This window comes from Acinetobacter sp. UBA801, assembly GCA_002296655.1.
Lineage (GTDB): Bacteria > Pseudomonadota > Gammaproteobacteria > Pseudomonadales > Moraxellaceae > Acinetobacter.
Genome location: DBIN01000022.1, coordinates 42433 through 67871 on the forward strand (window position 1 = coordinate 42433; position 25439 = coordinate 67871).

Sequence of the window (25439 nt, forward strand, 5' to 3'; positions counted from 1 at the left end):
CAAGTTTAGCCCGATTTTTATTGTATAATCTGGCTTTGAAAAAATTCCATTTAACGCTTCATTTTTTAGGACAGTTTCCATGCGCGCGAGTCGCTTTTTATTTGCTACGTTAAGAGAAACCCCAAACGATGCCGAGGTGATTTCTCACCAGCTGATGTTACGTGCGGGTATGATTCGTAAATTGGCTTCAGGTTTATATACTTGGTTGCCAATGGGTGTACGTGTGCTAAATAAAGTTGAAGCTATTGTTCGTGAAGAAATGAACCGCGCAGGCGCTTTAGAAACTTTTATGCCTGTCACTCAGCCCGCTTCACTTTGGGAAGAATCTGGGCGTTATGTGCAATATGGTCCTGAATTACTACGCTTTAAAGACCGCCACGACAATCCTTTTGTACTTGGTCCAACACATGAAGAAGTCATTACAGATTTGGCACGTAATGAGTTAAAAAGCTATAAGCAATTGCCAATTAACTTCTATCAAATTCAAACGAAATTCCGTGACGAAATTCGACCACGTTTTGGGGTAATGCGTTCACGTGAATTTATTATGAAAGATGCTTATTCTTTCCATACCAATCAAGCCTCCTTACAAGAAACCTATGATGTCATGTACGACACATACTGCCGAATTTTCTCGCGCTTAGGTTTAGACTTCCGCCCAGTACAAGCAGATACAGGTTCTATTGGTGGTTCAGGTTCACATGAATTCCACGTTCTAGCTTCAAGTGGTGAAGATGATATCGCCTTCTCTACAGAATCTGATTATGCAGCCAATATTGAAATGGCTGAGGCCATTTTGGTGGGTGAACGTGCTGCTGCAACGCAAGAACTCAAGATTGTAGATACACCAAACAAAAAAACCATTGCGGATGTTTCTGCATTTTTAGGCACGAATAGTAACCAGTCAGTCAAAGCGCTCTTGGTTCAAGGTGTTGCAGATGAATCGGGTCAAATCCCTGTGATTGCATTATTCTTGCGTGGTGACCATGAACTCAACGAAATTAAAGCAGAAAAGCATCCACAGATTGCTGCACCACTTACTTTTGCAACCGATGCACAAATTGCAGCATTAGGTTTAACTGCTGGCTTTGTTGGTCCACAAGGTTTGGTTGAAAAAGGTATAACTGTGATTGTAGACCGTGCTGTATCGGTACTGTCTGACTTTGTTGCTGGTGCAAACCAAGTTGATCAACACGCAACAGGTGTGAACTGGGAGCGCGATGCACAATATACTGAAGTTTATGATTTACGTAATGTCGTTGAGGGCGATCCATCTCCCGATGGGAAAGGAACGCTACAAATTAAACGCGGTATTGAAGTCGGTCATATCTTCCAGCTTGGGACTAAATACTCAGAAGCGTTGGGCTGTAAAGTATTAGGTGAAGATGGCAAACCGTTTACTGTTACCATGGGATGCTATGGGATTGGTGTTACGCGTGTGGTTGCCTCTGCTATTGAACAGAACTTTGATGATAAAGGGATTATTTGGCCTGCAGCCATCGCACCATTTGAAATTGCGATTGTGCCAATGAATGCACATAAATCACCACGTACATTAGAAGCAGCAGAAGCACTTTATGCTGAACTTCAAGCTGCAGGTTATGATGTATTACTGGATGATCGTAATGAACGTCCTGGGGTGAAATTCTCTGACCTTGAGCTTACAGGTATTCCGCACCGTATTGTGATTGGTGAGAAAGGTTTAGATGCAGGTACTTTTGAATATAAAGGTCGTCGTGATGCTGAATCTAGCAACCTAACGAAAGAAGAATTACTCATCCAAATTGCCAAATAAGATTAAACACTGAGTATAAAAAATCCCGCACAACTGGCGGGATTTTTTTCATTTGGAATTAACAGAATTTCATACCACCATAACAGTTAGGGGTAACGTTTTGGTTATTTAAAAGCTTATCCTTTAATGTAATCGTAGCTGGATTTCCTGTTGCATAATTCGTAAATTGACCTACATTAATATTCAATTTTTTTTCAACAGCTACGCCAGCCAAAGAACCTAAAGCCTCATCAACCCTAACCTCAATTGGTTCGGATTTATTGAGCAAATAGTCACTAATCGCTGTAGCTACTTGTGGTAATACCGCAGAAATATCAACCTTATCTGTTGTTGCTAAATATCCCAGTTGTATAGGTTCTTTAAAAGACATCCACCACCCTTGTTGAGCAACATCACCCTGATCGGCTCCTTGCCAATGCACAGGTTTACTTTGCAGAGATAAATAACCTCCTGTGCCATTGAGTGGAATATTGTGAATCATATTCAAAGCTTGAACAAAAGTAATATCCATATTAAGTTCATCCAAACTCGAGCCTGCTGCCATTTTAAAGAATGAGTGTGTCCCAAGAGAACCAAATAATAAAGCAGGAAATTCCACATAAAGCTGGTCTTGAGAGAAGTCAGGAGTTCCCTGAACACTACCTGGTAAACTCTTACCCGACTCTGCAACAGCTAAAGGAATAGAAGGAATAGATGAGCGAATACCACTCACTTTGGCAGCAGTCATACGTTGACCCGTAACCACCGTTTCTGGCATAGTAAAATCTACTTTCATAGAAGGAACTGTAATCCCTGTATGCCCTTCTGTTCTAACACCATTTGTAAATGGCTTACTATCAAACTTTCTTGTCTGCCCCAAAGCTGTTAAACGACCAGAAATAATTTCATCATCGGTCATACCAAATGTCGCTTGCTCAGTAAATGAATGCCCTTGAGTTTGTGCCATTTTCATATAACCACTAAAACTTTTAATCCCGTCATTGGGGTTTTGTACGTTATCAGTCCCCAAAGTCAGTAGACCTAAAATTTCTTCTGCACCTAAGCGAAAACCAACCACTTCACGTGTTGACGCACTATTTCCACTAATCGCAAATTCAATAAATGGATTGGTAATTTGCGCACTAGTACCCGCACGTTCACCATTAAACTTTGGGCTACCTGTTGAATCATAAGATTCATTCAAACCACTCAATGCAATATTGGAAATATCAATATCGCATCCCGCTTTACTACCAATCGCATTATTTACACCACCACAACCCAATTGTAGCGTTTTAATGTTGGCATTGAGCTCCATGAGTGCATCAACACTCAGCTTATAAAAGTTGAGCCCTTGTGATTGATCTGTCGCAGTCATCAGGTTCAAAAGTGCCTGACCTTGTACATGAGATAATTGATCATCATTTAAAGCCTGCATCGCTTGAGCAGAATTGAATGAAAAAGCTGTACTTAAAATAGATGCAACTAAAATTGTTTTTTTCATTTTATTTCTATCCTTTAGCGTGGCGTAATGCCCAATGTGCTGCGCATGGTTCCACCAGTAAGCGCGACAGATGCAATTTTCTGCATATTGCCATTGGTAGACATTGCAAAGTCTGTTTTAAACGGTCGAGCAATATCATTTTTATAATTAAATTTAACTTGATTGTCTAAAGTAACCGTATCTGCACTGACGACGACTTTTCCTTTAACACCTAAATGACCTTCCATACGATTCAAGTTAATTGAAGAAGTCTGAACAGTTTCATTATTCACTTGATCTTCATTAATCAAACTAAAATAACTACCCAAGTTCTTTGGATCTGCCTGTTCTGTGCTATCTAGACTTCTAAACTTAAAGTTCGCATCAAAAGACAAAAAGTTTGTGTTCGGATTAGTATCGGTTGGATCCATTCCTGGAATTACCAACAACTCGCCATTGCCATCTAATTTAAAAGCAATTGTGGTCAACACATCATCTTTTTTAGAGAAATTATCGTATGGTACAAAGCCAGCGCATTTAGTTGATCCTGTGACGCAGTTGTATTTTGAACCCGGTAATTGTCCAATCGCTAACTCTGCTTTTGCTGCAATCAATAAATGATCTGCACGTATATAAATCCCTTCATCTTCATAACCAATCACACCATCGGACTGAATTAATGCATCAATATTTCTTAAACCAGCATAATAGTTAACAGTTTCTCCTGCATGCAGGCTATTTTGCCCATCAATTAAGATAATAGAAGTGGTACTGGGTAATCCTGTTTTAGAATCAATGCCATAACCTTCAGTAGAAACCATGGCGTTATAACCAATTCCAGTTTTATTTGTTTGATCATAAGGTGACAGATATTGTTTACCCGACAATGCCACATTGGCATTTAAATTATAAATTGGAATTCCAATACCCCAAGAACCACCATCCCCTGACAATTCATTTAAAGAATTGTCAGAAATAATTCTCGCTTTGGCTGCAATTGACTGAAAGTCCATGCCACGAACAGCAATCAGTGAGAACTGATCACCTTCAAGCTTACTCGATAGCAACTGGTTTAAAATAGGACTCGATGCACCAATCGTATTTTTTATATTTTCATTGACTAAAAAATTGAGATTTTTCGCTTGTACGGTATTAATATAAATATCGCCAAAATCGATATAGGCATTTTTATTGTGCAAATTACCTTGTGCATCACGTGTGGTTAGCGGTCTTAAATTCGAAAATTCAACCGCATAACTGCCTTTTCCTGTGTGCCCAATTTCTAAAGTTGTTGGTAATTGCCCTGCGGCCAAACCTGTCGTATTTTGATTGGTAAAATCAGCAGATAAGCCCAAATGCAAACCACCTTGTCCCACCACAGTATCGTAGCCTGTAACTGCGGTATTTTTAGTTTCAATTACACCATTGACCTTATTCGAAACGTCAAAATTGGCAACATTTTTTTGCTGCCCATTAAAAAACAATTTCGCATTGCTCACTGCACCAGATGCACCAAAGCGAATTAAATTTTTATCATCATAACGCAAGTCAATATTGACCCCAGGATTGGTTGCATTTTGTCGGCTACTTGCAACATCACTCAGGTCTTTCACTCGTCCAAGATTTACAAAATGGTCGGTAGAGCCATTTTTAGTGGTAAAGACCAATCCCTCATCGGCATCAATATACATATAGCCGTCAGTCGCAAAATTAAAGTTAAAATCATGCATAGATAATTGATGCTTACCTAAACCATGACTAATTTTGGCATTCTGTAACTGGAAGTTTAAATGTGCCGTTTCATTTTGATTGAATAAACCTGCTTTGGTTTCTAATAAAACTTTTAAAGGTGATTTAGTTTCTAAGCCGAACTGACCCAAGCTTTGTGTTTCTTTAGTACAACTATTCGCAACACAGCTTCTTTTGACCAAGTTTAAGTCAGCTGTCGATTGAAAAGCATCAATACTCGCATCGATACGCACACCTGCGCCAACATCAGTTTTCCCCACATCTAAAGCAAGCTTACTGATAATAGGCTGGTTATTCTGTCCTTTAATTTCTACATTATGTAAGCCTAAACCCTGTTGAGTTCCAGCCACTAAATCAGGATCATACCAATTGACTTGATTAATCGTGGCTTTAGACATTTCATGGGTGATTACAATACCATCTTTCCCACTTACATCAGACAAATGCTGGTCTGCAATCAGCTCTAAAGCATACACTTGTTGCGCACAAAGTACGCTCAATGTTAATAAATTCAACTGCATTATTTTTTTCATTGTTATTTCCCTATACTGTACTTAATCCTATATTCAACAACGACTTGCTGCTGAACCTGTACAGTTGTAGCTAAATATTTTCACATTGCCAGACATGTGCATATTGCCGTGAATATTTAAGCCCATAAATCCTTTTTCAGCGCCCTGATCAAACAAAGGTACATCTTGCTGAACTAAGTTATAACTACCATCTTGTTGATAATTTCTTCCTAGAAAATTGGTATATACCTCTGAATTTGCATAACCTTCATTTACTCCCTGCCCAGAACCTGTTTCAATAGATAATGCAGCGAAGCCTAAATTTCTAATTTTTAACGGCTTATCATCATAAAACTTAAGCTGCATAGCGGTTTGTGGGTCATTTTTATGATTAATAATGGTTGTGCCATCTAAAGAAAATTTATCTATTTGTATGGTGCCCTGAATTTGTTTAAATACCAGCCATTTTTTATTGCCGTTATTATCTTCATGGTTATTGGGTGCAATGGCTAAACGACAGAGCACATTATTGTCAGCACAATTTTTACTATAGCGATAATAAACTTCTGTAGGTTTAGTCCCACCATTAAATTTAGAAATATTGCTGAGTTCTAAATTTTCGGCATATTCATGGTTTAACGATAACGTCCAACTGAGGTCTGCTCCACCTTGGCCAGTAGCCTGCGTTAATTCATGATTTTCCAGTGCAATTAAATTGGCATGGGTCAAAGGACTACACATCAATGCAATACAAGACAGTTTTTTCAACATGATGATTCTCCTTTTATAGACCTGTTGTTTTAAATTTAAGGTGCTGAATCAGCACACCATCTATTGCAACTGAACCTAGATTCTTAGCAGTACCATCTACACCTTTAAATACAACACCTGTGGAATTATCATGATCCTTGGCACGCAACATATTATTTGGCAAGCGTTCTACAGTACCAATTGCAATACTACTATGTGTCGCATTACGTCCTTGATACATCGCAGCACTGTCATTGGCATTGGCTTTTAGCGGTGTGCCACAGCTCACCACATTACAGGTAGAACCTGTAAATGCTGTAGAACCTAAATATCCACCCTTTCCGTCTTCATAATTTTGATAAATTTTATTGTAAATTTCAGGAACATTCGGAATACGTGTTACTTCTAGCACAATATTATTGCCCTCAGAACCAACCACAAAAGGCTGATACATATTCCCTAAAACTAAATTGATATTTGGACTGTATAAATACAAACCTTCTGTATCATGAAAAACTGGTGCCAATGAACCATCTATTGCTGGTGTGACCGCCGTTCCATCCAAAGTATCTGATTTTGCTGCTGTACTAATGCGAATTCCTTTACTATCTAAGTTTGAATCTGTGAAACTTAGATTCGCAGGATTATCATTGGTATTTAAACGCAATACACTTGCCATACCCAAGGTTTGATGATGATTTGGGTTATCAGAGTCTAAAGTCTGAAATAGTCGGGTCTGTGAACCATTTAAACTTAAACCATTGGCAATAAACTGAGTGCGTAAACGGTGTTCTTTATCTAAACCCGATTTTGGCGCCCCAGTGCTTGGATCTACCTCTGCGCTTGAGTTCAACTGACGTGAAAAAATATCAGTCCAAAAACCCAATTTAATATTATTATCACTTTCAGTTGGCGTAGTAGTCGCGAGTGGTGCCTCTAGTGCTAAATAACCAACATCTTTTTCTACATTTTTAAATTGTTTTACTTTTTCTGTGCCTGCACGGAATAACCATGGGTTATCTGCTGAACCCCAGTTAAAGCCTTGATTGCTATAACGACTGCTTAATGAGTTATCACTTTTAGACAATGCTAAGCCATAAATAAAGACATCTGCTTTAGTTCTGAGTGCCCCTACTGAAGTTTGTGCCGCTGCTGCTTTTGCTGCTTGAGTTGCGTTATTTACTGCTAATAATTCTAATTCTTTGATTGCATTTGAAGCTGCTGTGTTTGCAATTTTATCCCCTTCATAGTTTAGCCGCTCTTGAGTTACAGTTTCTACAGTTTGAGCAACCTTAGGATCAATATGATTAACTCTTGTAACCCCTTGCGTCCACTGTGTTGAAGGTACGGTATCAGCACTTCTATTACCATATAAAATTTCAATCATTTCATAGGTATTTATTGCTGCATACTCATTAGATTTATTTTCCTGCAATGCCGTTAATGTGTATGAGGTAGTCCCATCATTTTTTAATCCAGTAATAATTGTACCATCATAATAATCATTATAGCGCTGTTGATAATATTCTTGCATTAGGTCAGATTCAAAGTATTCTGCCACTAAACTTTGACGCACACCAACTGAGATTTCACTGCTCACTGCTGTTTTTGTAGAGCTATAATTTTGTGTTTTATAGTTATTGAAAGTCGTTGTATAGGTACTTTGATATAATGTTGATGTAGTTGAAACACCTGCCAAATATTCAGCATCATAAACCTGATTATAAACTTTCTTATAGGTATGTTCTGAAATATTCTGATAATTCTCCCCCGTCGGGATAATACGAATAAAGCCCGTATCATATTGACTAGGGTTTTCTAACCCACGTGTATAGCTCGACCCTGTTGATAGATCATTCGGTTGCTGAAACACCATTTTGAAATTATCAAGAACTAAAGCAACCCCTTCGCCTGTGGTATTTGACAAAGAGTCATCGGAGAGTGCTTGCAAGGCATAACTTGGGTTCGCCAAAAAAAAGCCTATCGCAGTGGCTAAGCAATGCTTACAAAAAGGGAAAGTAATTGCGTGTTCAGTCATCTCGACCATCCTTTTATCTGATGCTCCGCATCTTTCTTTTATTTATCTATAGCTTGGCTATTTATTTGAGTGTTTTTATCCTTAAAAACGTGATTATGCCAAACCATTCTCATATTTAATTATGCTGAATATTTATGCAAATGCAAAACAAACTGGCTAAACAGCACAGCTTTCCGATGAATGAAAAAAAGCGAGCACATTGGCTCGCTTCTTCAATAGAAAAATTGTGATAGATAGTTGTTGCTTATGCTTTAGGCAAGGTCACGCCTGTCTGCCCTTGATATTTACCACCACGGTCTTTGTACGAGGTTTCACAAACTTCATCTGATTCAAAGAACAGCATTTGCGCCACACCTTCGCCCGCATAAATACGTGCAGGCAAGTTCGTGGTATTAGAAAATTCTAAGGTGACATGACCTTCCCACTCTGGTTCGAGTGGCGTGACATTCACAATAATGCCACAACGTGCATAGGTCGATTTACCTAAACACACTGTTAATACATTGCGTGGAATACGGAAATATTCAACGGTACGCGCCAATGCAAACGAGTTTGGCGGAATGATGCACACATCTGATTCAATATCGATAAAACTTTTTTCATCAAAGTTTTTTGGATCGACAATTGCTGAGTGAACATTGGTAAAGACTTTAAATTCACGGGCACAACGTACATCATAACCATAGCTAGAAACACCATAAGAAATGAGTTTTTCGCCATTTTCATCAAAGCGAACTTGGTTTTCTGCATACGGTTCAATCATGCCGTGTTTTTCGCTCATTTCGCGAATCCAACGATCAGACTTAATTGCCATTTATTTTCTATCCAAAATATGAATGTTTAACTGTGCTGTACTTTAACTGAAATCTAAGTTAATGAAAACCAGCCGTTTCCCTCACATCGCTTTTTGAGTGCAATGATTAGGGTCTGTTGACAATTCGTCTATGTTTGCGACAACGCATATTTTTTAGCTGATATAAGGCATGGGACAGGAAATTTAGTCATTCTAAATGACTGGCACATAACGCAATAGCAGCAAAAAATATGTTTGTCCTGAAAGGCTGTGGCTAAAACTTTCTCAGATTGCGTTATGAAACTTGGAAATAGTCTCGCTATTCCCTGCGTTTCATGCCTGATCTGCTCAGTTTTAGCCCACAGCGCAAGCCATTTATGAAATGTCAACAGACCCTATTTCCAGTAGATATAAATTCTAGATACAACGTTAGCTTTACAAACTCAATAAAGCCGAATAACTTAAAGGAATTGAAAAACTCAGCAACACAATAGAAGCTGTTTTTTGTAGATTGCACTGATTGAGCCAGCTAATTTTATTTTTAGCGAGCACCGAACCAATAAATGTCCAGAAAAAAGCAATCGGCACGATTAAACATAAAAATGCCAGCATGTGTGCCACATAATAGTCTGCTTTTACCCATGCAATCGTTGGGAAAATCGCAGAGGCAAACAACAATGCTTTCGGATTCAATAAAGTCGCTAAAAATAGCTCACTCGCACGAATCGTAGATTGATTAAAGCTTTGCTCAACTTTGGCCGTGCGCCACAATTTAATCGCCAAGAAAATAATATAGCTTGCACTGAATAATTTTAGAATGGTGGGCAATAATGGAAGATGGGTAGACACTGTACCAATTAAAGCACCCCAAAGTGTAATAGAAATCAAATAACCCAATGCTTCTGCTGGAATTAATCGGAAAGATTTACGGATACCAACCTGAATACCTGATGATGCAAGCAAGGTATTGGTTGGCCCTGGTGTCAATAAAATTGTGATCACCAAACCGATAAAAAACCATGAAATCATGAATTGACCTCACTACTGAATGAACGCAGATTAAAATAGTTCATTGCAATTGGCAAAAAGTATTTTGTAAGACAAATTACTGATTAGTTTAATATTTTAAATTTATTATTCTTATTCAAACACTTATATAGAAAATATTATTTAATTGAATAGTAACTTATAAGTCATTTTTTCTTAACATTTTTAAGTTAATTAGAGATTAAACGCCATTAAATCAGATGCTTGTGTGTTTTTTAATCAAAAAAATAGCTCACCGAAGTGAGCCAAATTTTCAAAATATTGTGACTTAGCTTTTAAAGATGAATCATTCAGAATTTAAAGGACGATAACTGAATGACGACAACTGCAATCATTCCAAGCAGAGGTCCCCGATTAGAAAATACGATTCTGATCTTTTTCAGCTTTAGGCAGTTTTTTTGCAATTTTCTGAGCAATCGCAATGTAACTATCGGCAGCATCATCGCCTGCAATCACTGACGGCGTACCTGCATCGACATTTTCACGAATACTGACATTTAAGGGTAAACGCCCAAGCAACGGAATGTCATATTGTTCTGCCAGTTTATCGCCGCCGCCCTGACCAAAAATTTGTTCTTCGTAGCCACAGTTTGAACAGATATGCGTCGACATATTCTCAATTACACCCATGACAGGAATTTGCACACGATTAAACAACTCTATGCCTTTGACAGCATCCATTAAAGCGACATTTTGTGGTGTGGTTACAATTACCGCTCCCGTTACAGGAATGCGCTGTGCAAGTGTCAGTTGAATATCCCCCGTTCCTGGTGGCATATCAATCATCAATACATCTAAATCTGGCCATAGAGTCTGATTAAAAAGTTGCATTAATGCACCTGTGGCTTTTGGTCCACGCCATGCCACAGGTGTGTTGTGGTCACCCGTTAAATGCCCGATGGATAACACAGGCATCCCAAAAGCATCCAACGGTACAAACTGCTCAGCTTCAATCATTGGGGTTTTACCTGCATTGCCGAGCATGGTCGGAATACTAGGACCATAAATATCGGCATCTAATACACCAACTTTTAAGCCAAGCTTTTGTAATGCCAAAGCCAAATTTACCGTAGTGGTGGATTTTCCAACCCCGCCTTTGCCCGAAGCAACCAAAATCACGTTTTGAATACGCGGATGTTTCGGCACATCACGTTGTTGTGGCGCTGCTTTTTGAATCGGTGGATTATTCGGATCGGCTTCTTGCATTGAACTTTGACCTGCAGCATCTATCACGGGGGGTAAATGAGATGCTGTGGTCTGTGTGGTCGATGTTGAGCAGCTTTCACCTTCAGTATGTTGATGCCCACAACTTTCTTTTTTCTGTCCAGTTTTCTGCTGAATCACATGCATATTCAATTCTTTAATGCCGCATTTTTCTAAAGCATCTGCCAACTCATCATGAATTTGTTGTAAATATTGTTTTTCTTCAGGATAAGTATTGATGGTGATTTGTAAAATTTCACCCTGCACATTCACTTGGGAAATACGATCTTTTAAAGCATGTTCAGATTCAGGCAATACATAACTTTGTAGCACGTGCTGAATAGCTTCCTCATTCACCGTATGCGAAGGTGAAAAAACAGATTTAAGTGAAGAAAGCCAAGACATAGATTTACTCCAAAGTTTGGAAATACCGCGATTTTGATAGTGTAACGATAATTCAGTCTAAGGTTAAGTCGTGCTATCAGTGAAATACTTAATTCTGAGTATATTGCTTGGTTTTTGACATGATTTATCTTCAAATACAGACCAAGAGCTTGTTTCGATATTGTGTTTAGCCTTCTAGCCGGATTTGAAAAGAATTCATGGAATCCCTTGTGCATCTATGTGCTATCTAAGGTAAAATTGACCGAATTGCATCGTCCCTATTTGAGAGAGTTATATCCGTGCGTCAAATTTTAGTCACTAACGCCCTACCATACGCCAATGGTCCGATCCATATGGGTCACTTACTCGGTTATATCCAGGCAGATATCTGGGTTCGCGCCATGCGTGCAATGGGACATGATGTGACTTATGTCTGTGCGGATGATGCTCATGGTACAGCAATCATGCTGCGTGCCGAAGCCAATGGAATTAGTCCTGAACAGCAAATTGCCAATGTGCAACAAGAACACATTCGTGATTTTGACGGTTTTGGCGTGCATTTTGATCATTATGATTCAACCCATAGTGACACCAACCGCGCACGTGCCAGTGAAATTTATGTCAAAAACCGTGATGCAGGCAATATTGCCGTGCGTCCTGTTACGCAATTATTTGATCCTGAAAAAGGCATGTTCTTATCGGATCGTTTTATCAAAGGCACTTGTCCAAAATGTAAAGCAGAAGATCAATATGGCGATTCTTGCGAAGTTTGCGGCACTACCTATAACGCGACTGAGCTGATTAATCCAAAATCGACTTTAAGCGGTGCAACACCTGTAGAAAAATCATCAGATCATTATTTTTTTAAATTGCCTAATTTTGGCGAATACTTACAAAAATGGACGCGTGATGAAGGTCGTTTGCCAGTTTCAATTGCCAACAAATTGGATGAATGGTTTGAAAATGGCTTGAATGACTGGGATATTTCACGTGATGCGCCATATTTTGGTTTTGAAATTCCAGATGCGCCAAATAAATATTTTTATGTCTGGGTTGATGCGCCAATTGGTTATATGTCGAGTTTTGAAAACTACGTGAAAACCAAACGCCCTGACCTAAATTTTGACGATTATTGGAAAAAAGATTCAGACAAAGAAGTCTATCACTTCATTGGTAAAGACATCGTATATTTCCACGCCTTGTTCTGGCCTGCAATGTTGAATGGCGCAGGTTATCGCACACCTACAGGTTTATTTGTAAATGGTTTCTTGACTGTAAATGGTCAAAAAATGTCGAAATCTCGCGGCACATTCATTAAGGCAGAAACATACTTACAGCATTTAAACCCTGAATATTTACGCTATTACTTTGCATCAAAACTGTCTGACAAAGTTGAAGACTCTGACTTAAATCTGGATGATTTTGTGCAGAAAGTAAACTCTGACCTTGTGGGTAAAGTGGTGAATATTGCCAGCCGTTGTGCGAAATTCATCAACACCAAATTTGATAACAAATTAAGTGCAAACTGTGCTGAACCTGAATTAGTACAAAGCTTTATTGCTGCAGGTGACTCGATTGCCAAAGCCTATGAAGAGCGTGAATTCTCTGCAGCCATTCGTGAAATTATGGCACTTGCAGACCGTGCCAACCAATATATTGATGAGAAAAAACCTTGGGCTTTAGCCAAAATTGAAGGCGAAGAACAGCAAGTTCATGACGTATGTTCTGTGGGGATTAACTTGTTCCGTCAGTTGGCGATTTATCTGGCTCCTGTACTGCCGACATTGGCTGAACAAGTTCAAGCCTTCTTGCAATTAGACAGCTTTAACTTTGAATCTCGTCAGCAAATTTTGGTTGCACATGAAATTGCTTTGTTCCAACCCCTCATGCAACGTTTAGACCCGAAAGCGGTAGCTGCAATGGTGGATGCATCTAAAGATTCTTTAGCCTCACCTACTGAAGCACCAAAAGCAGAAAAGAAAAAAGAAAAAGCCAAAGAGAAAAAAGCTGAACCTAAAGTGGGTGAAGCGGAAATTATCACGATTGATGACTTTGTCAAAATTGATTTACGTGTCGCAGAAGTTTTAGAAGCTACTACCGTTGAAGGTTCTGACAAACTGCTTCAACTGACTTTAAATGTCGGTGAAGCCGAGCCACGTAATGTATTTAGTGGTATCCGCGAGTTTTACGCACCTGAAGATTTAAAAGGTAAATTTGTGGTAATGGTGGCTAACCTTGCGCCACGTAAGATGCGTTTTGGTATTTCTAACGGGATGGTACTCGCTGCGGGGAATGGTGACGGTGTTTGGGTCATTTCACCTGAAAGCGGTGCGAAACCAGGGGATAAAGTCAGCTAAGCTGTAAATTGAAAAATGCGCCGAAATGGCGCATTTTTCTTAAAAATATAATTATTTTATTGATTTCTAAATAATTCTAATTCAAATATCGTTGCTTGTATTTATTAAAAAATGTTTTAGATGCATTAAAAAAAACTATTAGCAATCGCATGATCTGTATCGACACTTGCTTTCACAGGTTGTTCAGTACGTATGGCGGATATGACGGTCGCATCTACGAAAAACTATAACTTAAACTCAAATCAATTTGTAAAAGGTGAACGAGTTACAGGTGAAGATAAAGTACCTGTTGTATTATTTCCTTTAGGTGTTCCGAACTTCAAAACCGCTGTAGATCGCGCAATTGAATAAGATCGCTGTGCAGTTGCTTTATCTGATATTGTTATTACTCAATTAAACCAAGCATTCATTGTAGGTCAAATTGGTTATCGCGTTGAAGGTACTCAAGTTATTGATCGCTCTCAACCAGAATGTAAAAATAATATGTACTAAGTATAAAGCCTCTTTCTTAAGAGGATTTATACAAAAAATCACTTCACCCCAAAAATTAACTTTAAGCCCAATACCGTCATAACCGCCCCTGCCGCACGGTCAAAAATAGCTTTAAATTTAATATAAGCCTGACGCGGTTTTTCAGCCGATAAAGCCACCGCAACCAATGAGCACCAACCTGCATCAATAAAAAAACACAGAATTGGCAGCACCACATAAAAATAGTTCGGAATTTCTTTAGGCAACAAAGCCGTAAAAATACTCGCCAAGACAATTGCAATTTTAGGGTTAGATAACTGCGTAATTAAACCTGTGGTAAACGCGCGGCGCAATGACATTTGCAGCCCATCTACAAGATTGGTTTGAATAGGCGCTTTAGCATGCTTCACAATTTTATAAGCCAAAAATAACAGATATAAACCACCACAAATTTTAAGCAGCAAATATGCAGAAGGCACAGCCAATAAAATAGCCTGCAACCCCATCACCGCCAATAAACCAAAAATTGCGGCACCCGTACCTGTGCCTAAGGCCGTATATAAACCATGCTTACGCGAAATGGCTATCGAATTTTTTGCCACATAAATAAAGGTGGGGCCAGGACTCATTGCGCCTAGCATTAATGCCATCGCAATTGAACCTAATATAAGCAAGGATTCCAAAACCAACACCTAACACAACAAAATCAATTTAGCTATTTTACGGTTTTTATTTCCATGGTTGTACTATTTGGTCAAATTATTTATGGCTCATTTTCCTACTAGATGTCGTAACCAATTGATAGTGATGTTCATGTACAGGCATGCCCACCATAATCACGCCGCGAGTTTCTATTTTGTTTGAGCTTTGCGTTTGTGTTTCTTGCACACTTGCGGCATCACATGCACATAAACCCAGAATCACACTAAGCAAAAATAAACAACACCATTGATGAGAAAAGAATGACATGTTTTTTCTCCTGTTCTTATATTTATCGTTCGAGCATAGCATTCATTCAGCACGTAAATTCATTGTGTTTGTTACCGTGCCCTTTATAATTATGTTATTAATCTTATTGCTGATCTGTGTGTTCGATACCATCGCGCAAGAAATTCCATTACAACGTATTGATTTTTATGGTCGTGAGCTGTGGATTAAACGCCTCGATTTAGTGCATCCTAATATTTCGGGCAATAAGTTTTACAAACTAAAATATAATTTTTTAGCTGCCCAAGCGCAGGGTTATCAACACGTTCTGACTTTTGGCGGCGCATATTCAAATCATATTGCTGCAACCGCTTTTGCCGCTCAGTTGTTTGGTTGGAAAAGTACCGCAATCATCCGTGGTGAAGAGTTGGCACAACGCCCTTTGAACTCAACTTTGGCTTTAGCCCATGAGATGGGCATGCAATTTCAATTTGTTTCACGTGAAATGTATCGTCAGAAAAGCAGTCCCGAGTTTTTACAGGATTTGCAGCATGAATATCCCGATGCTTATATTCTTCCTGAAGGTGGTACTAACGCATTGGCAATTCAGGGCTGTCAGGAAATTTTAAGTGCCGATGATTTGCATCAGTTTGATCTGATTTGTTGTGCCGTTGGTACAGGTGGCACACTTACAGGTTTGATTGAAGCGAGTCATCCACATCAACAGATTTTGGGTTTTTCTGCATTAAAGGGAGATTTTTTAACGCAGGATGTTAAACAACTGACCATGAAAAGAAATTGGCAAATCACTGATGAGTTTTGCTGTGGCGGTTATGCCAAAACCACACCTGAATTACTAGCCTTTATTCGAGCGTTTGAAAAAGAACATGCAATTCCACTCGAGCAAATTTATACAGGAAAAATGCTGTTTGGATTAAGTCACATGATACAACGAGGCGAGTTCAATACAGGCGAACATATTTTGCTCATTCATAGTGGTGGTTTACAAGGCAGGCATATTGCATCTGCCTAATTCAACAGACTTTGTTGCATAAAGATTTGAAAGGCAAAGCGCCACAAATCAGCAAATTTAAGCGCAATTTGGGTAAGGTCAGACCTAATTGCGTACATCTGTTGAGAACTGCTACACGTGCATGAATCTCTTTGACTTGGCGATCAAAACGCCTTGCACTGAGTTTATCTCCTCATCATTTGATGCAATGCATCTTAGTTTCAACCCAACTTCAAGGATTTAATCATTAAGCAGCCTTGGATGGCTTCGTCGGAGTAGATTTGATTTCGTCTTTGTTTGCCTTTTGATGGAGCATACCATTGCGTAGTTGGATCGAATCACATAGCCATATTTCCGCGATTAACGAGTGCTCGGTTATATAAAGACCAATGGGTTGTGCGGTAGATTTTGTGTGTAGGCTTCTTCATTTGAAATTCATACTGCTGAAAAAGCCTTTACACATAGGTTTATGCAACAAAGCCGAAGTGAGTGCATCACAGCAATGATCTATTTTTATGATAAATAGTTCATGCTTTATTGAAAGATAGGCATATAAATCACAATTCAAATGCAAAAAAACGGCAACGACAAACGATAAAGTCTATAATAATGCGCTTTCTCATTTCTCTCGGTGCAACATGGCAACTGCAAATCAATATGATGTTTTGGTATTAGGTGCGGGTGCATCGGGGCTGATGACTGCTTATATGGCAGCACAACGTGGTCGTAAAGTATTGGTGCTAGAAAAAGCCAATAAAGTGGGCAAAAAAATTCTGATGTCTGGTGGTGGCAAATGTAACTTCACCAACTTAGAAGTCGAGCCAAACCATTATATTTCACATAATCCACATTTTGTCATTTCTGCTCTCACCCGTTATACCAACTGGGATTTTATTGGTTTGGTTTGCGAATACGGCATTGAATATGAAGAACGTAAACACGGACAATTATTCACTTTAAAAGGTGCTAAAGAAATTTTAGCCATGCTCTTGGCCGAATGTGAAAAAACCAATTTGGTCAATATTCAAACCAATTGTGAAGTCAAAGCAGTGAATGCCCTAGAAGATCAAGGTTTCCAAATTGCAACGACTTTGGGTTATTTCCAAGCAAGCGCAGTGGTCGTTGCAACAGGTGGTTTATCTATTCCAACTTTAGGTGGCTCTGGAATTGGCTATGAAATTGCTAAACAGTTTGGTCATCGTGTTTACCCGACCCGAGCAGGCTTAGTGCCTTTTACCTTCTCAGACAGCTTTAAAGAAGTCACTACACGTTTAAGCGGTAATGCGGTGGAAGCGACTTTAACAAATTCATTGAATAGTTTTACCGAAGCTCTGCTATTTACACATCGCGGTTTGAGTGGACCAAGTGCCTTACAGCTTTCTAATTATTGGGATGTCGGGCAAAATTTTAAAATTAACTTTTTGCCTTATTTAGAACTCTACGACTTTTTTAAAGATAAAAAGCAAAAAAGTCCTAAAGTCTTACTGCGCACCTTGCTCAGTGAACATTTGCCAAAAAGTGTAGTAGTAGAGTTACAGCAACTAATTTGGCCAGAGCTTTCTGAAACTGCAGTTGGCAATATTAGTGATGACAAGCTAGAACAGATTGCAGCACGTTTAAATGCCTTTGAAGTTAAACCATCGGGTACAGAGGGTTATCGTACTGCCGAAGTTACTTTAGGTGGAGTGGATACCCAAGAAGTTTCCTCTAAAACTATGGAAAGTAAAAAACAAAAAGGCTTGTATTTTGTTGGTGAAGTTTTAGATGTGACAGGACATTTAGGTGGCTACAACTTTCAATGGGCATGGTCATCTGCACATGCAGCATCGGAGTATGTTTAAGCAGCTTTTATATGAAACATTCAATTAAAGCATGTGATAGCAATGCTTCGAGTCAAAATGAATCAATATTGATGTTGCGAATCAAATTTTAAAATAACAAAAGCCAGTTTTTCTAAACTGGCTTTTTCTTTAATGAACAGCATCACGCACTATAAAACTGAGCAATACGTGAATCTTGTTATTTTATTCTAAATAATCGGTACGAAATAATACCAATTTTGGCGTGTTTGCCAAACGTGATTCAGTTTGCTGCATTTTGAGGACTGCACTTTGTTGATGCATAGGTAACGAATTTACCACTTGAACTTTTAAACTGATACGGAGTTTATTTAGCATATTGATTTCTCTCATTATTGTCATCCTTGCGCGAATTTTAAGACTTAAATATTTCAGCTCGGTTAAAAACCAAATTTTATATTTCCCCCTTTAAACGCTCATTAAGCCTTCCAAGCTATTAATCTGATTATCCAAAATCAGTCTTTGACTTATTCCTGTCAAAGTTGATTAATTTTTAACATAATTTAAGAGCTTGGTCTATCCTCTTTTAGATAACTTTTTTCAATATTTTCAGTTGATTTTTCTGTTGCTGCTGGCTTAGCAAAGACAAACTTATAAGCTGCAACAAAAAAACCGATGGTGATACCAACAATCACGATTGGGGCAAAAAACTTATTAGGTGCTGATTTAGACATTATCGTTTCCTCTTTTTTTTAATGAATACCGAAAAGAAATCGACCAATACGGTGATTGGTCGATCATCTTATTGATTCAAATCAAAATTTGAACAGTTTATTTCGGGTCATTTTTTGGATGTTCATCGACATCTGGCTCAGTCTCACCTGTCGAACCAAATGGGTTATTGACTGGTGGATGTTCAGGATCAACCTTTAAGGTATCTGGCACAGCATGATCAGTTGCCGCTTCAGGTGTTGTAGTCACATCACTTACAGAGGTTTGTGGCTGCTCAGATACAATAGGTGTCATCACGTTTGATGTTGGTGTAGTCGTTGCTGTTTCTGCTTTGTGCAAAGGATTCGGTTGATTCGCCTCACGTTTGGCTTTATCAATCAAATCAGTTAACACTCGTTCTGCAGGTTGGCGACCGCCTAAACCAAAGGCGAGTGCGAAAGCCACTGCAACAGAGCCGAGGGTTAAACCAAAGGCCAAATTCACAATCGAATCGGCAATACCCATCGCGCGTAAGCCCATGGCAACCACCAAGCCCATAATTAAAATACGGACTAAGTTTGCCAACCAACGTGAGCTGTTATATTCACCGCGCTGTACCACTTTGGCGACCAAGTTCGCGAGCCAGAAACCCACCACCAAAATAACAGCACCCAACAGGATATCTGCACCAAACTGGATAAACATGGCAATCAAGCCGCTGACTTGATCAAAGCCCAAACGGTTTGCCGCTTCAGATACCGCAAATAGCATGGTAAAGAATACGATCAGATAACCAACCACACATGAAATTTTAGTCATACCTAAAAAGCGCTGTAAATCGAGTTTGGCAGGAATATCATCTACTCCTGTGCCTGCAACCACTTCCACCACAATATTGGATACAAAGCGTGACACCACATAAGCCAAAATAAGAATCAGACCTGCCGCAATAATATGCGGGATTGCATTCATAATTTCATACAGCATGGCAGTCGCAGGCTGAGAAATGGCTTCAATTCCAAGTGCTTCAAAACCAATAATCAAGGCGGTGATGATCACTAAGGCGAAAACAAACGAACCGAGTAATTTAGGTAAATTTGAGTTTTTGAAGATGCCGACTTTTTCAGCATGCTGTTGAATATTCAGGCTGCCCAATAAACCTTCGACAATGCCACGCACAATTTTTGCCAGAATGTATCCAACAAAAATGATCACGCCTGCAATGAAGATGTTTGGTAAATACAGCACAACTTCATTCACCATGTTCTGCACAGGGAACAACAGACCGTTTAAGCCTAAAATTGACAACACAATTGGCAAGAACAGCAATAAAATCAGCCAATAAACAATTTCACTGATATTTTGACTCAAGCCACTCACACCGACATCGGTACTGAGTTTTTCATCCAACTGGGTACGTCCCAACAGTTTTTGCATCCCCACTTTGACCAGATTTGCCAAAATCCACCCAATAAAAGCAACGGCTACAGCAGCCAGTAAAGAAGGAATAAACAGTAAGAACTGCTGAATCATATTACTGAATGGCCCACTGACACTGGTCAGATTCAACACATTCAGCGCACCAATGACCGCAATAATTAAAATCACCCAAAACACGACCCGTGACACAATCAGTTCAATATTTGAACGATGCCCCGTTGCATTTGATAACTTTTGATCGGTGCCTAATTTTTGTAGAACCTTTTTAATTCCACCCGCAACCAATAATGCAATCACCCACCCGACAAGTAAAATTGCGACTGCAGCTAAAATGGGTTGAAATTGCTCCCAATAATACATGGCATCAAAAGCTCTGCCATGTAGGTTCCCATTAAAATAATCATTCATCTTGTTTAATCCTCATGGTGATTAGATTCATTTTTAGGTTTGCACCACGGCGCAAAACTGCTTTTTATCGATTCAAATTATTGAGTAAAGCTCTATTCACCATAGAATTTGCATATTTTTTATTCAACCTTAGGATGCAGAATCGCAACAATTCTACAAAGGAGTGTCAATAAAACTTGCGAAAACCCACAAAAAAGCCCTGCATAATGCAAGGCTTCAATGCTATGGGGCGATTTTTTCAACTCATGTAACTCATCGCTACTGATCAGTTGCGGTGGCAGTATCTCTGTCCACTGCTCGAGCTTCATCCCCTGCTGTACCTGTTGTTGTACTATTGGGTGTCGCTTGTTGAACTTCAGGATTAGGATGCCCAGGCGGTGCATCACTTGGACTCGGTTTGCGGTCCGCCATCATGTAAATCAGCAATGCCAATAAAAAAATACCCACCAATATCAGCATAAACACTGGAATACGTTTTTTACGGGTGATTTCCTCAGTGGAACTTACATGAGGTGGTTTATTAAAATCATGTGGCATGTTCCCCTCACTTAAAATATTTATCTGGTGAATTTTTATACTAACAAGCTGCTGCAATGCTTTGTGTCACAAAGCATAGTGAGATGGTGAATAGATGTAATAAATGTGAATCGCCCATACTCACTGATCCGTCCATGCAGACAAATCTGCCTCAAGTGTGGAAATGCGCTATAATCATGGCCCGTTTTTTGTGTATTTAAAGCTTTATGGCGTATCGTCAACAAAGTGTATCGCTTGATCTTGACACTGACGTCACTCATCAATGTGCCTTGCACTATACCCGTGATGGGCATCTGATTGGTATTATTGAATTTAGCAAGCCAAGCTATCTGCTTAACTGGAGCGATTTAGAATATTTTCGTCGTCGTACCGAAGAATTTTCGGTCATGCCATTTCCAGATTGTGTAAATGCCATGATCATTGATATTCGCAACATTGCTGCATTTTTGGATAATGAAGTGCCAATTTTGCCGTGGCGCTTACTTGAAGAAGAATGCCCTGTGCGTTTGGTGGTTCCTCAAGAACGCTTAGAACATTATGCAGGCTTTTTCGAACCGACTTGGCTAAGTAGTGATGTCGATAGCGCGATTCAGGAAATCCGTGAATATATGGATATGTTTGTACACTAATCTCTTTCAAAAAAATCACTTTCAAGCATTGCCCTCAAAAGCTTTTTCCAAACTGGAATCGTACAAAGCAAAAACCTCATCTGCAACGTTGTAGTTGAGGTTTTTGTCTGGATGATGAAAGTTACATCAACACCTAATTTTTAGCGAATTGTGAAAATACATTTATTTTTAAACTTGATTTAGGCATCCAAAAACAGCGTAAAACGCACCTGATAGTTACAAAAATTTGTATTTTATTAGACGTATAGCACCAAACGTCCCAGCGTTTTATTTTTCATATTCAAGCGCCTGCCTTGCAATGGTTTAGCTTTGCTGAACTTTGAATTTCTGAAAAAAGCGGTTTCTTTCGCAGATTGAGCCAATATATTCGTTATACATTTGCTCCATTTCGGCACTGTCAAATTGCATTTTTTTAAAAATCGCCACATGCCACCTAGTGGGCTACGCAAGTTTAAATCTTTTACTTTGCCCGCAGCAAACACATAATTGGCACAAGAACAACAGCAATACTATCCAACTTGTACATCAAGTTGATGATCATAAACCAAATTACCCAAATCAATGCGAAACCGATCTCACCACCACGACTATTGATTGTTAAGGTTTTAATCTTGTCGGACTGTTTAAGTAATTCAGCTAATGGTGCACTGGTTTGACAGCTAATTGGTCCATCTTAAATTGAGCACATGATCTTGCACAGATACCTGAGTTTCCAGAATTTCAGCCTGTATGGTATATGCGACTATAAATATGAAACATGAAGCCTAGATTGGCTATAAATTTAAACAGTGGTTATTTAAATAGCTGCATCCCATCCTCACCAATAATTTTCAACTGCAATATTGCCTTCCCCGCGGCGATTCATACTTAAACCACGTGCTTTTAAGGCTTCTTTGGTGTCATCGACCATAGCAGGGTTACCGCATAACATTACATGGCTGGTTTCAGGGTTAAATACACTGCCTGCAACCTGCTCCAGTTCACCATTTGCAATTAACACAGGTAAACGATCATGCAAAGCAGCTTGAGGGTCGCGGGTGATAATTGGGATAAATTCAAAGCCTGTATGCCCTTCGCCAAAAGTTTCGGCAATTTCGTGAATTTTATCGACATAAGCCAATTCGGCTTCGGTACGCACGCTATAAACCAAATAAATATGTTGATATTTTGTCCATGTTTCAAAGTCTTGCAGCATGGATAAAAATGGGGCAAGACCTGTACCTGTGGCCAGTAACCATAAATCGTGTGGTGCAGGCAATTGATAACGCGCCAAAGTCAAAAAACCATACGGAATTTTTTCCAAGTACAGCTCATCGCCCACTTGAAGGTGCTGCAAGTTAGAAGTAAACGCACCATCTGGCACAACAATCGAAAAAAACTCCAAAGTTTCAGCAAATGGTGATGACACCACCGAATAAGCACGTACCACCAATTCATCACCCACTTTTAACCCGATACGTGCAAACTGCCCTGCGGTAAATTTAAAATGTGCAGGACGGGTCATAGTGAAGCTAAATAAGGTGTTGGTCCAACGATGAACCGAAAGCACTTTTTCTAAAGTAAATTTTTCAATTGACATGATTTGAGCGTGGCATGAAAGACTGTGCTCATGTTAGCATGTCGGGGTAATTTATGAATATTTTTTAAATGTTAAGGCTTGATTCATGCGCATGACTTTACGCCAGTTGGCGGTTTTTGTAGCAGTTGCCCAGGAAGGGACAGTAACTAAAGCCAGTGATGCCGTTAAGCTCACCCAAAGTGCTGCAAGCATGGCCTTAGCAGATTTGGAAGATGGCTTAGGCGCTCCACTGTTTGACCGTTTGGGTAAGCGTCTACAACTGAACGATTTAGGTCGTTTCTTATTGCCACAAGCCTTAGAAATTTTGGGTCGTTGTGAAGCTTTTGAGCAAGCTGCTAAAGGCGAGCTACAAAGTATTGATTTGCGTTTAGGCGCAACGCTGACCATCAGTGACTATTTGATGCCTGATTTAATGGCAGACTTTTTGCAAATTCAACCTCAGGCGCATTTACAATTACAAGTGGGCAATACTCGCCAAATGATTGAAGCTGTGAACCAGTTTCAACTAGATTTAGCACTGATTGAAGGTTCTTGTCACTTACCACAACTGCAATGTATTCATTGGCGTGACGATGAACTTGCTGTGTGCTGTGCACCAAGTCATCCTTTAGCACAGTTAAACCGTTCCTTAAGCATTGCAGATTTTGAAGATGCCGAATGGATTTTACGTGAAGAAGGTTCAGGCACCCGTGAAGTGTTTGACAATGCAATTTTAAAAGACCTGCCTGATGCCAATATTCGTTTAACTTTGGGTCATAACGAAGCGATTTTAAAAATTGTCGCAGGTGGAATTGGTGTGTCGTGTATTTCACGATTGGCGATTGAGCCTTTACTAGAAAAAGGTCAATTGGTGATTTTGGATACACCTTTCTGGCAATTGACGCGCCCGTTATTCATGTTGGTACACCGTCAGAAATACCAAGGACCTGGTTTAAAAGCATTTATGAAGTTTTGCGACGCGAAATAGTTCATAGGAGTACCAGTCAAGGTACTCTTTTTTAACAATTAAAACTGACTCTCACATGGTATGCCGTCACCATCACCGTCCATTTTAGTATTTGGACAATTTCTTACAAAGAATAACGCCTCTTCGTAAGACGTCATTTGACTACAGTGCTCACGCCCATCACAAGTAAAGTTCTGTTCGACTACTGGAACTTCTACTGCTTTTTGTACTGATAAAGCTTCAGGCTGACTATTTTGCCAAGCTTGATACTTATTAAATACTGCATAAGACAAGCCGAATATAATCAATATACCCATAAAAGTCACAAAATTGGATGAGTTATTTTCAGACTTCTGCTGTCTTTTATGATTCTGCTTTGTGGTATGAATTGCCCTTGATTGAGGCGTATGCCTTTCGACTGCAACTTTAATATCTAGACGGACGATATTATCTGCTTTGAACTTGCCATTTTCTTCTACTTTACGAAATTTTAGATTTTCTCCAACCTTTAGTGGAATATTTTTATTGGGAAAATCTTTAATATGAAAAAACAAATCTTTAGGCTCTCCTTCTATTTGAATAAAACCAAAGCCTCGTTCTTCGTTATAAGTTTTTATTGTAAGCATCCGGCTAACACAGCCTTACCAAGCGATCCTATAAGCCTTAATTTAGTTCCCACCTAAAAACAAGTGGGGACTTAATCCATGAACATGGATATATATTCAGCAACACCTCCTGTTGCTAAAAAACGCAGAACATACAGCAAAGAATTCAAACTCAGTATTGTCAATGCCTGTAAAAATCCTAATACCTCGATCGCTTCGGTCGCACTGCAACATAGTATTAATGCCAACCTTGTCAGTCCTTGGATCAGGATCTTCAGCCATCAT

Annotated in this window: 22 protein-coding genes and 3 pseudogenes; 8 read left to right on the plus strand and 17 right to left on the minus strand. The window is 39.3% G+C overall.

Annotation, left to right across the window (positions count from 1 at the left end; genetic code table 11):
• The first annotated feature begins 79 nt into the window (after window positions 1-79).
• Complete coding sequence (locus tag B2W49_RS04010; protein ID WP_291334746.1) at window positions 80-1795, plus strand: proline--tRNA ligase; 1716 nt, start codon at window positions 80-82, stop codon at window positions 1793-1795.
• A 58-nt stretch (window positions 1796-1853) separates the two neighbouring features.
• On the opposite strand, the gene B2W49_RS04015 is transcribed toward B2W49_RS04010, so the two are convergent.
• From B2W49_RS04015 to apbC, 7 genes are all read right to left on the minus strand, one after another.
• Window positions 1854-3278 (minus strand): hypothetical protein, encoded by a 1425-nt coding sequence (locus tag B2W49_RS04015; protein WP_291334748.1) that lies wholly within the window; start codon window positions 3276-3278, stop codon window positions 1854-1856.
• A gap of 14 nt (window positions 3279-3292) precedes the next feature.
• Window positions 3293-5539, minus strand: a complete 2247-nt coding sequence (locus B2W49_RS04020) for a DUF6160 family protein (RefSeq protein ID WP_291334750.1) — start codon at window positions 5537-5539, stop codon at window positions 3293-3295.
• A gap of 33 nt (window positions 5540-5572) precedes the next feature.
• A complete protein-coding gene (locus B2W49_RS04025; RefSeq protein WP_291334752.1) occupies window positions 5573-6289 on the minus strand; it encodes a hypothetical protein in 717 nt (238 codons plus the stop codon).
• Between the two features lie 13 nt (window positions 6290-6302).
• Window positions 6303-8306, minus strand: coding sequence for a hypothetical protein (locus tag B2W49_RS04030; protein ID WP_291334754.1), 2004 nt, complete (start codon window positions 8304-8306; stop codon window positions 6303-6305).
• 244 nt (window positions 8307-8550) lie between these two features.
• Window positions 8551-9120 (minus strand): dCTP deaminase, encoded by a 570-nt coding sequence (gene dcd, locus B2W49_RS04035; protein WP_004975507.1) that lies wholly within the window; start codon window positions 9118-9120, stop codon window positions 8551-8553.
• A gap of 414 nt (window positions 9121-9534) precedes the next feature.
• Window positions 9535-10128 (minus strand): LysE family translocator, encoded by a 594-nt coding sequence (locus B2W49_RS04040; RefSeq protein WP_291334757.1) that lies wholly within the window; start codon window positions 10126-10128, stop codon window positions 9535-9537.
• A 372-nt stretch (window positions 10129-10500) separates the two neighbouring features.
• Entirely contained in the window at window positions 10501-11754 is a 1254-nt protein-coding gene (gene apbC / locus B2W49_RS04045; RefSeq protein ID WP_291334759.1) for an iron-sulfur cluster carrier protein ApbC, read from the minus strand.
• A gap of 278 nt (window positions 11755-12032) precedes the next feature.
• Between apbC and metG the strand changes: the two genes are divergently transcribed.
• A complete protein-coding gene (metG, locus tag B2W49_RS04050) occupies window positions 12033-14090 on the plus strand; it encodes a methionine--tRNA ligase (RefSeq protein WP_291334761.1) in 2058 nt (685 codons plus the stop codon).
• A 192-nt stretch (window positions 14091-14282) separates the two neighbouring features.
• Window positions 14283-14582: pseudogene (locus tag B2W49_RS12140) on the plus strand (hypothetical protein).
• 38 nt (window positions 14583-14620) lie between these two features.
• Here the strand turns inward: B2W49_RS12140 and B2W49_RS04060 are convergent.
• Both B2W49_RS04060 and B2W49_RS04065 read right to left on the minus strand, forming a co-directional pair.
• Window positions 14621-15244, minus strand: a complete 624-nt coding sequence (locus tag B2W49_RS04060; RefSeq protein WP_291334765.1) for a LysE family translocator — start codon at window positions 15242-15244, stop codon at window positions 14621-14623.
• A 76-nt stretch (window positions 15245-15320) separates the two neighbouring features.
• Window positions 15321-15530, minus strand: coding sequence for an NF038215 family lipoprotein (locus B2W49_RS04065; RefSeq protein ID WP_291334767.1), 210 nt, complete (start codon window positions 15528-15530; stop codon window positions 15321-15323).
• A 118-nt stretch (window positions 15531-15648) separates the two neighbouring features.
• Here B2W49_RS04065 and B2W49_RS04070 point away from each other — a divergent pair, with 118 nt between their 5' ends.
• Window positions 15649-16521, plus strand: coding sequence for a 1-aminocyclopropane-1-carboxylate deaminase/D-cysteine desulfhydrase (locus B2W49_RS04070; protein ID WP_291334769.1), 873 nt, complete (start codon window positions 15649-15651; stop codon window positions 16519-16521).
• 1 nt (window position 16522) lies between these two features.
• Here the strand turns inward: B2W49_RS04070 and B2W49_RS12175 are convergent.
• Together B2W49_RS12175 and B2W49_RS04075 are read right to left on the minus strand one after the other, a co-directional pair.
• A pseudogene (locus B2W49_RS12175) lies at window positions 16523-16732 on the minus strand (hypothetical protein); the annotation flags it as partial.
• A 1-nt stretch (window position 16733) separates the two neighbouring features.
• Window positions 16734-16928 (minus strand): annotated as a pseudogene (locus tag B2W49_RS04075) (IS5/IS1182 family transposase); the annotation flags it as partial.
• Between the two features lie 210 nt (window positions 16929-17138).
• Here B2W49_RS04075 and B2W49_RS04080 point away from each other — a divergent pair.
• Entirely contained in the window at window positions 17139-18341 is a 1203-nt protein-coding gene (locus tag B2W49_RS04080) for an NAD(P)/FAD-dependent oxidoreductase (protein WP_291334770.1), read from the plus strand.
• 183 nt (window positions 18342-18524) lie between these two features.
• Here B2W49_RS04080 and B2W49_RS04085 read toward each other — a convergent pair whose 3' ends face one another.
• The 4 genes from B2W49_RS04085 to B2W49_RS04100 all read right to left on the minus strand — a co-directional run bounded on the left by B2W49_RS04085 (window position 18525) and on the right by B2W49_RS04100 (window position 21395).
• Complete coding sequence (locus B2W49_RS04085) at window positions 18525-18677, minus strand: hypothetical protein (RefSeq protein WP_291334772.1); 153 nt, start codon at window positions 18675-18677, stop codon at window positions 18525-18527.
• 185 nt (window positions 18678-18862) lie between these two features.
• The gene (locus B2W49_RS04090) at window positions 18863-19033 is read right to left on the minus strand and encodes a hypothetical protein (RefSeq protein WP_291334774.1); all 171 of its coding nucleotides are present in this window, start codon (window positions 19031-19033) and stop codon (window positions 18863-18865) included.
• Between the two features lie 97 nt (window positions 19034-19130).
• Window positions 19131-20858, minus strand: a complete 1728-nt coding sequence (locus B2W49_RS04095) for a mechanosensitive ion channel (protein ID WP_291334776.1) — start codon at window positions 20856-20858, stop codon at window positions 19131-19133.
• Window positions 20859-21116: 258 nt separating this feature from the next.
• Window positions 21117-21395 (minus strand): hypothetical protein, encoded by a 279-nt coding sequence (locus B2W49_RS04100; protein ID WP_291334778.1) that lies wholly within the window; start codon window positions 21393-21395, stop codon window positions 21117-21119.
• A 206-nt stretch (window positions 21396-21601) separates the two neighbouring features.
• Here B2W49_RS04100 and B2W49_RS04105 point away from each other — a divergent pair, with 206 nt between their 5' ends.
• Entirely contained in the window at window positions 21602-22024 is a 423-nt protein-coding gene (locus tag B2W49_RS04105) for a hypothetical protein (protein WP_230245208.1), read from the plus strand.
• An 817-nt stretch (window positions 22025-22841) separates the two neighbouring features.
• On the opposite strand, the gene B2W49_RS04110 is transcribed toward B2W49_RS04105, so the two are convergent.
• Window positions 22842-23603 (minus strand): ferredoxin--NADP reductase, encoded by a 762-nt coding sequence (locus tag B2W49_RS04110; protein WP_236162526.1) that lies wholly within the window; start codon window positions 23601-23603, stop codon window positions 22842-22844.
• Between the two features lie 85 nt (window positions 23604-23688).
• Here B2W49_RS04110 and gigC point away from each other — a divergent pair, with 85 nt between their 5' ends.
• A complete protein-coding gene (gene gigC, locus B2W49_RS04115; protein ID WP_236162525.1) occupies window positions 23689-24570 on the plus strand; it encodes a LysR family transcriptional regulator GigC in 882 nt (293 codons plus the stop codon).
• Window positions 24571-24608: 38 nt separating this feature from the next.
• On the opposite strand, the gene B2W49_RS04120 is transcribed toward gigC, so the two are convergent.
• Complete coding sequence (locus tag B2W49_RS04120; RefSeq protein ID WP_291334784.1) at window positions 24609-25175, minus strand: cold shock domain-containing protein; 567 nt, start codon at window positions 25173-25175, stop codon at window positions 24609-24611.
• 78 nt (window positions 25176-25253) lie between these two features.
• Between B2W49_RS04120 and B2W49_RS04125 the strand changes: the two genes are divergently transcribed.
• On the plus strand, window positions 25254-25439 hold a 186-nt coding region (locus B2W49_RS04125; RefSeq protein WP_291334786.1), incomplete at its 3' end, for a transposase.

Bases quoted from the DNA above. Each gene is read 5' to 3' on its own strand.
- B2W49_RS04010 (WP_291334746.1), top strand. From the start codon at position 80: ATGCGCGCGAGTCGCTTTTTATTTGCTACGTTAAGAGAAACCCCAAAC.
- B2W49_RS04015 (WP_291334748.1), bottom strand. From the start codon at position 3,278: ATGAAAAAAACAATTTTAGTTGCATCTATTTTAAGTACAGCTTTTTCA.
- B2W49_RS04020 (WP_291334750.1), bottom strand. From the start codon at position 5,539: ATGAAAAAAATAATGCAGTTGAATTTATTAACATTGAGCGTACTTTGT.
- B2W49_RS04025 (WP_291334752.1), bottom strand. From the start codon at position 6,289: ATGTTGAAAAAACTGTCTTGTATTGCATTGATGTGTAGTCCTTTGACC.
- B2W49_RS04030 (WP_291334754.1), bottom strand. From the start codon at position 8,306: ATGACTGAACACGCAATTACTTTCCCTTTTTGTAAGCATTGCTTAGCC.
- dcd (WP_004975507.1), bottom strand. From the start codon at position 9,120: ATGGCAATTAAGTCTGATCGTTGGATTCGCGAAATGAGCGAAAAACAC.
- B2W49_RS04040 (WP_291334757.1), bottom strand. From the start codon at position 10,128: ATGATTTCATGGTTTTTTATCGGTTTGGTGATCACAATTTTATTGACA.
- apbC (WP_291334759.1), bottom strand. From the start codon at position 11,754: ATGTCTTGGCTTTCTTCACTTAAATCTGTTTTTTCACCTTCGCATACG.
- B2W49_RS04065 (WP_291334767.1), bottom strand. From the start codon at position 15,530: ATGTCATTCTTTTCTCATCAATGGTGTTGTTTATTTTTGCTTAGTGTG.
- B2W49_RS04080 (WP_291334770.1), top strand. From the start codon at position 17,139: ATGGCAACTGCAAATCAATATGATGTTTTGGTATTAGGTGCGGGTGCA.
- B2W49_RS04085 (WP_291334772.1), bottom strand. From the start codon at position 18,677: ATGCTAAATAAACTCCGTATCAGTTTAAAAGTTCAAGTGGTAAATTCG.
- B2W49_RS04090 (WP_291334774.1), bottom strand. From the start codon at position 19,033: ATGTCTAAATCAGCACCTAATAAGTTTTTTGCCCCAATCGTGATTGTT.
- B2W49_RS04095 (WP_291334776.1), bottom strand. From the start codon at position 20,858: ATGAATGATTATTTTAATGGGAACCTACATGGCAGAGCTTTTGATGCC.
- B2W49_RS04100 (WP_291334778.1), bottom strand. From the start codon at position 21,395: ATGCCACATGATTTTAATAAACCACCTCATGTAAGTTCCACTGAGGAA.
- B2W49_RS04105 (WP_230245208.1), top strand. From the start codon at position 21,602: ATGGCGTATCGTCAACAAAGTGTATCGCTTGATCTTGACACTGACGTC.
- B2W49_RS04110 (WP_236162526.1), bottom strand. From the start codon at position 23,603: ATGTCAATTGAAAAATTTACTTTAGAAAAAGTGCTTTCGGTTCATCGT.
- gigC (WP_236162525.1), top strand. From the start codon at position 23,689: ATGCGCATGACTTTACGCCAGTTGGCGGTTTTTGTAGCAGTTGCCCAG.
- B2W49_RS04120 (WP_291334784.1), bottom strand. From the start codon at position 25,175: ATGCTTACAATAAAAACTTATAACGAAGAACGAGGCTTTGGTTTTATT.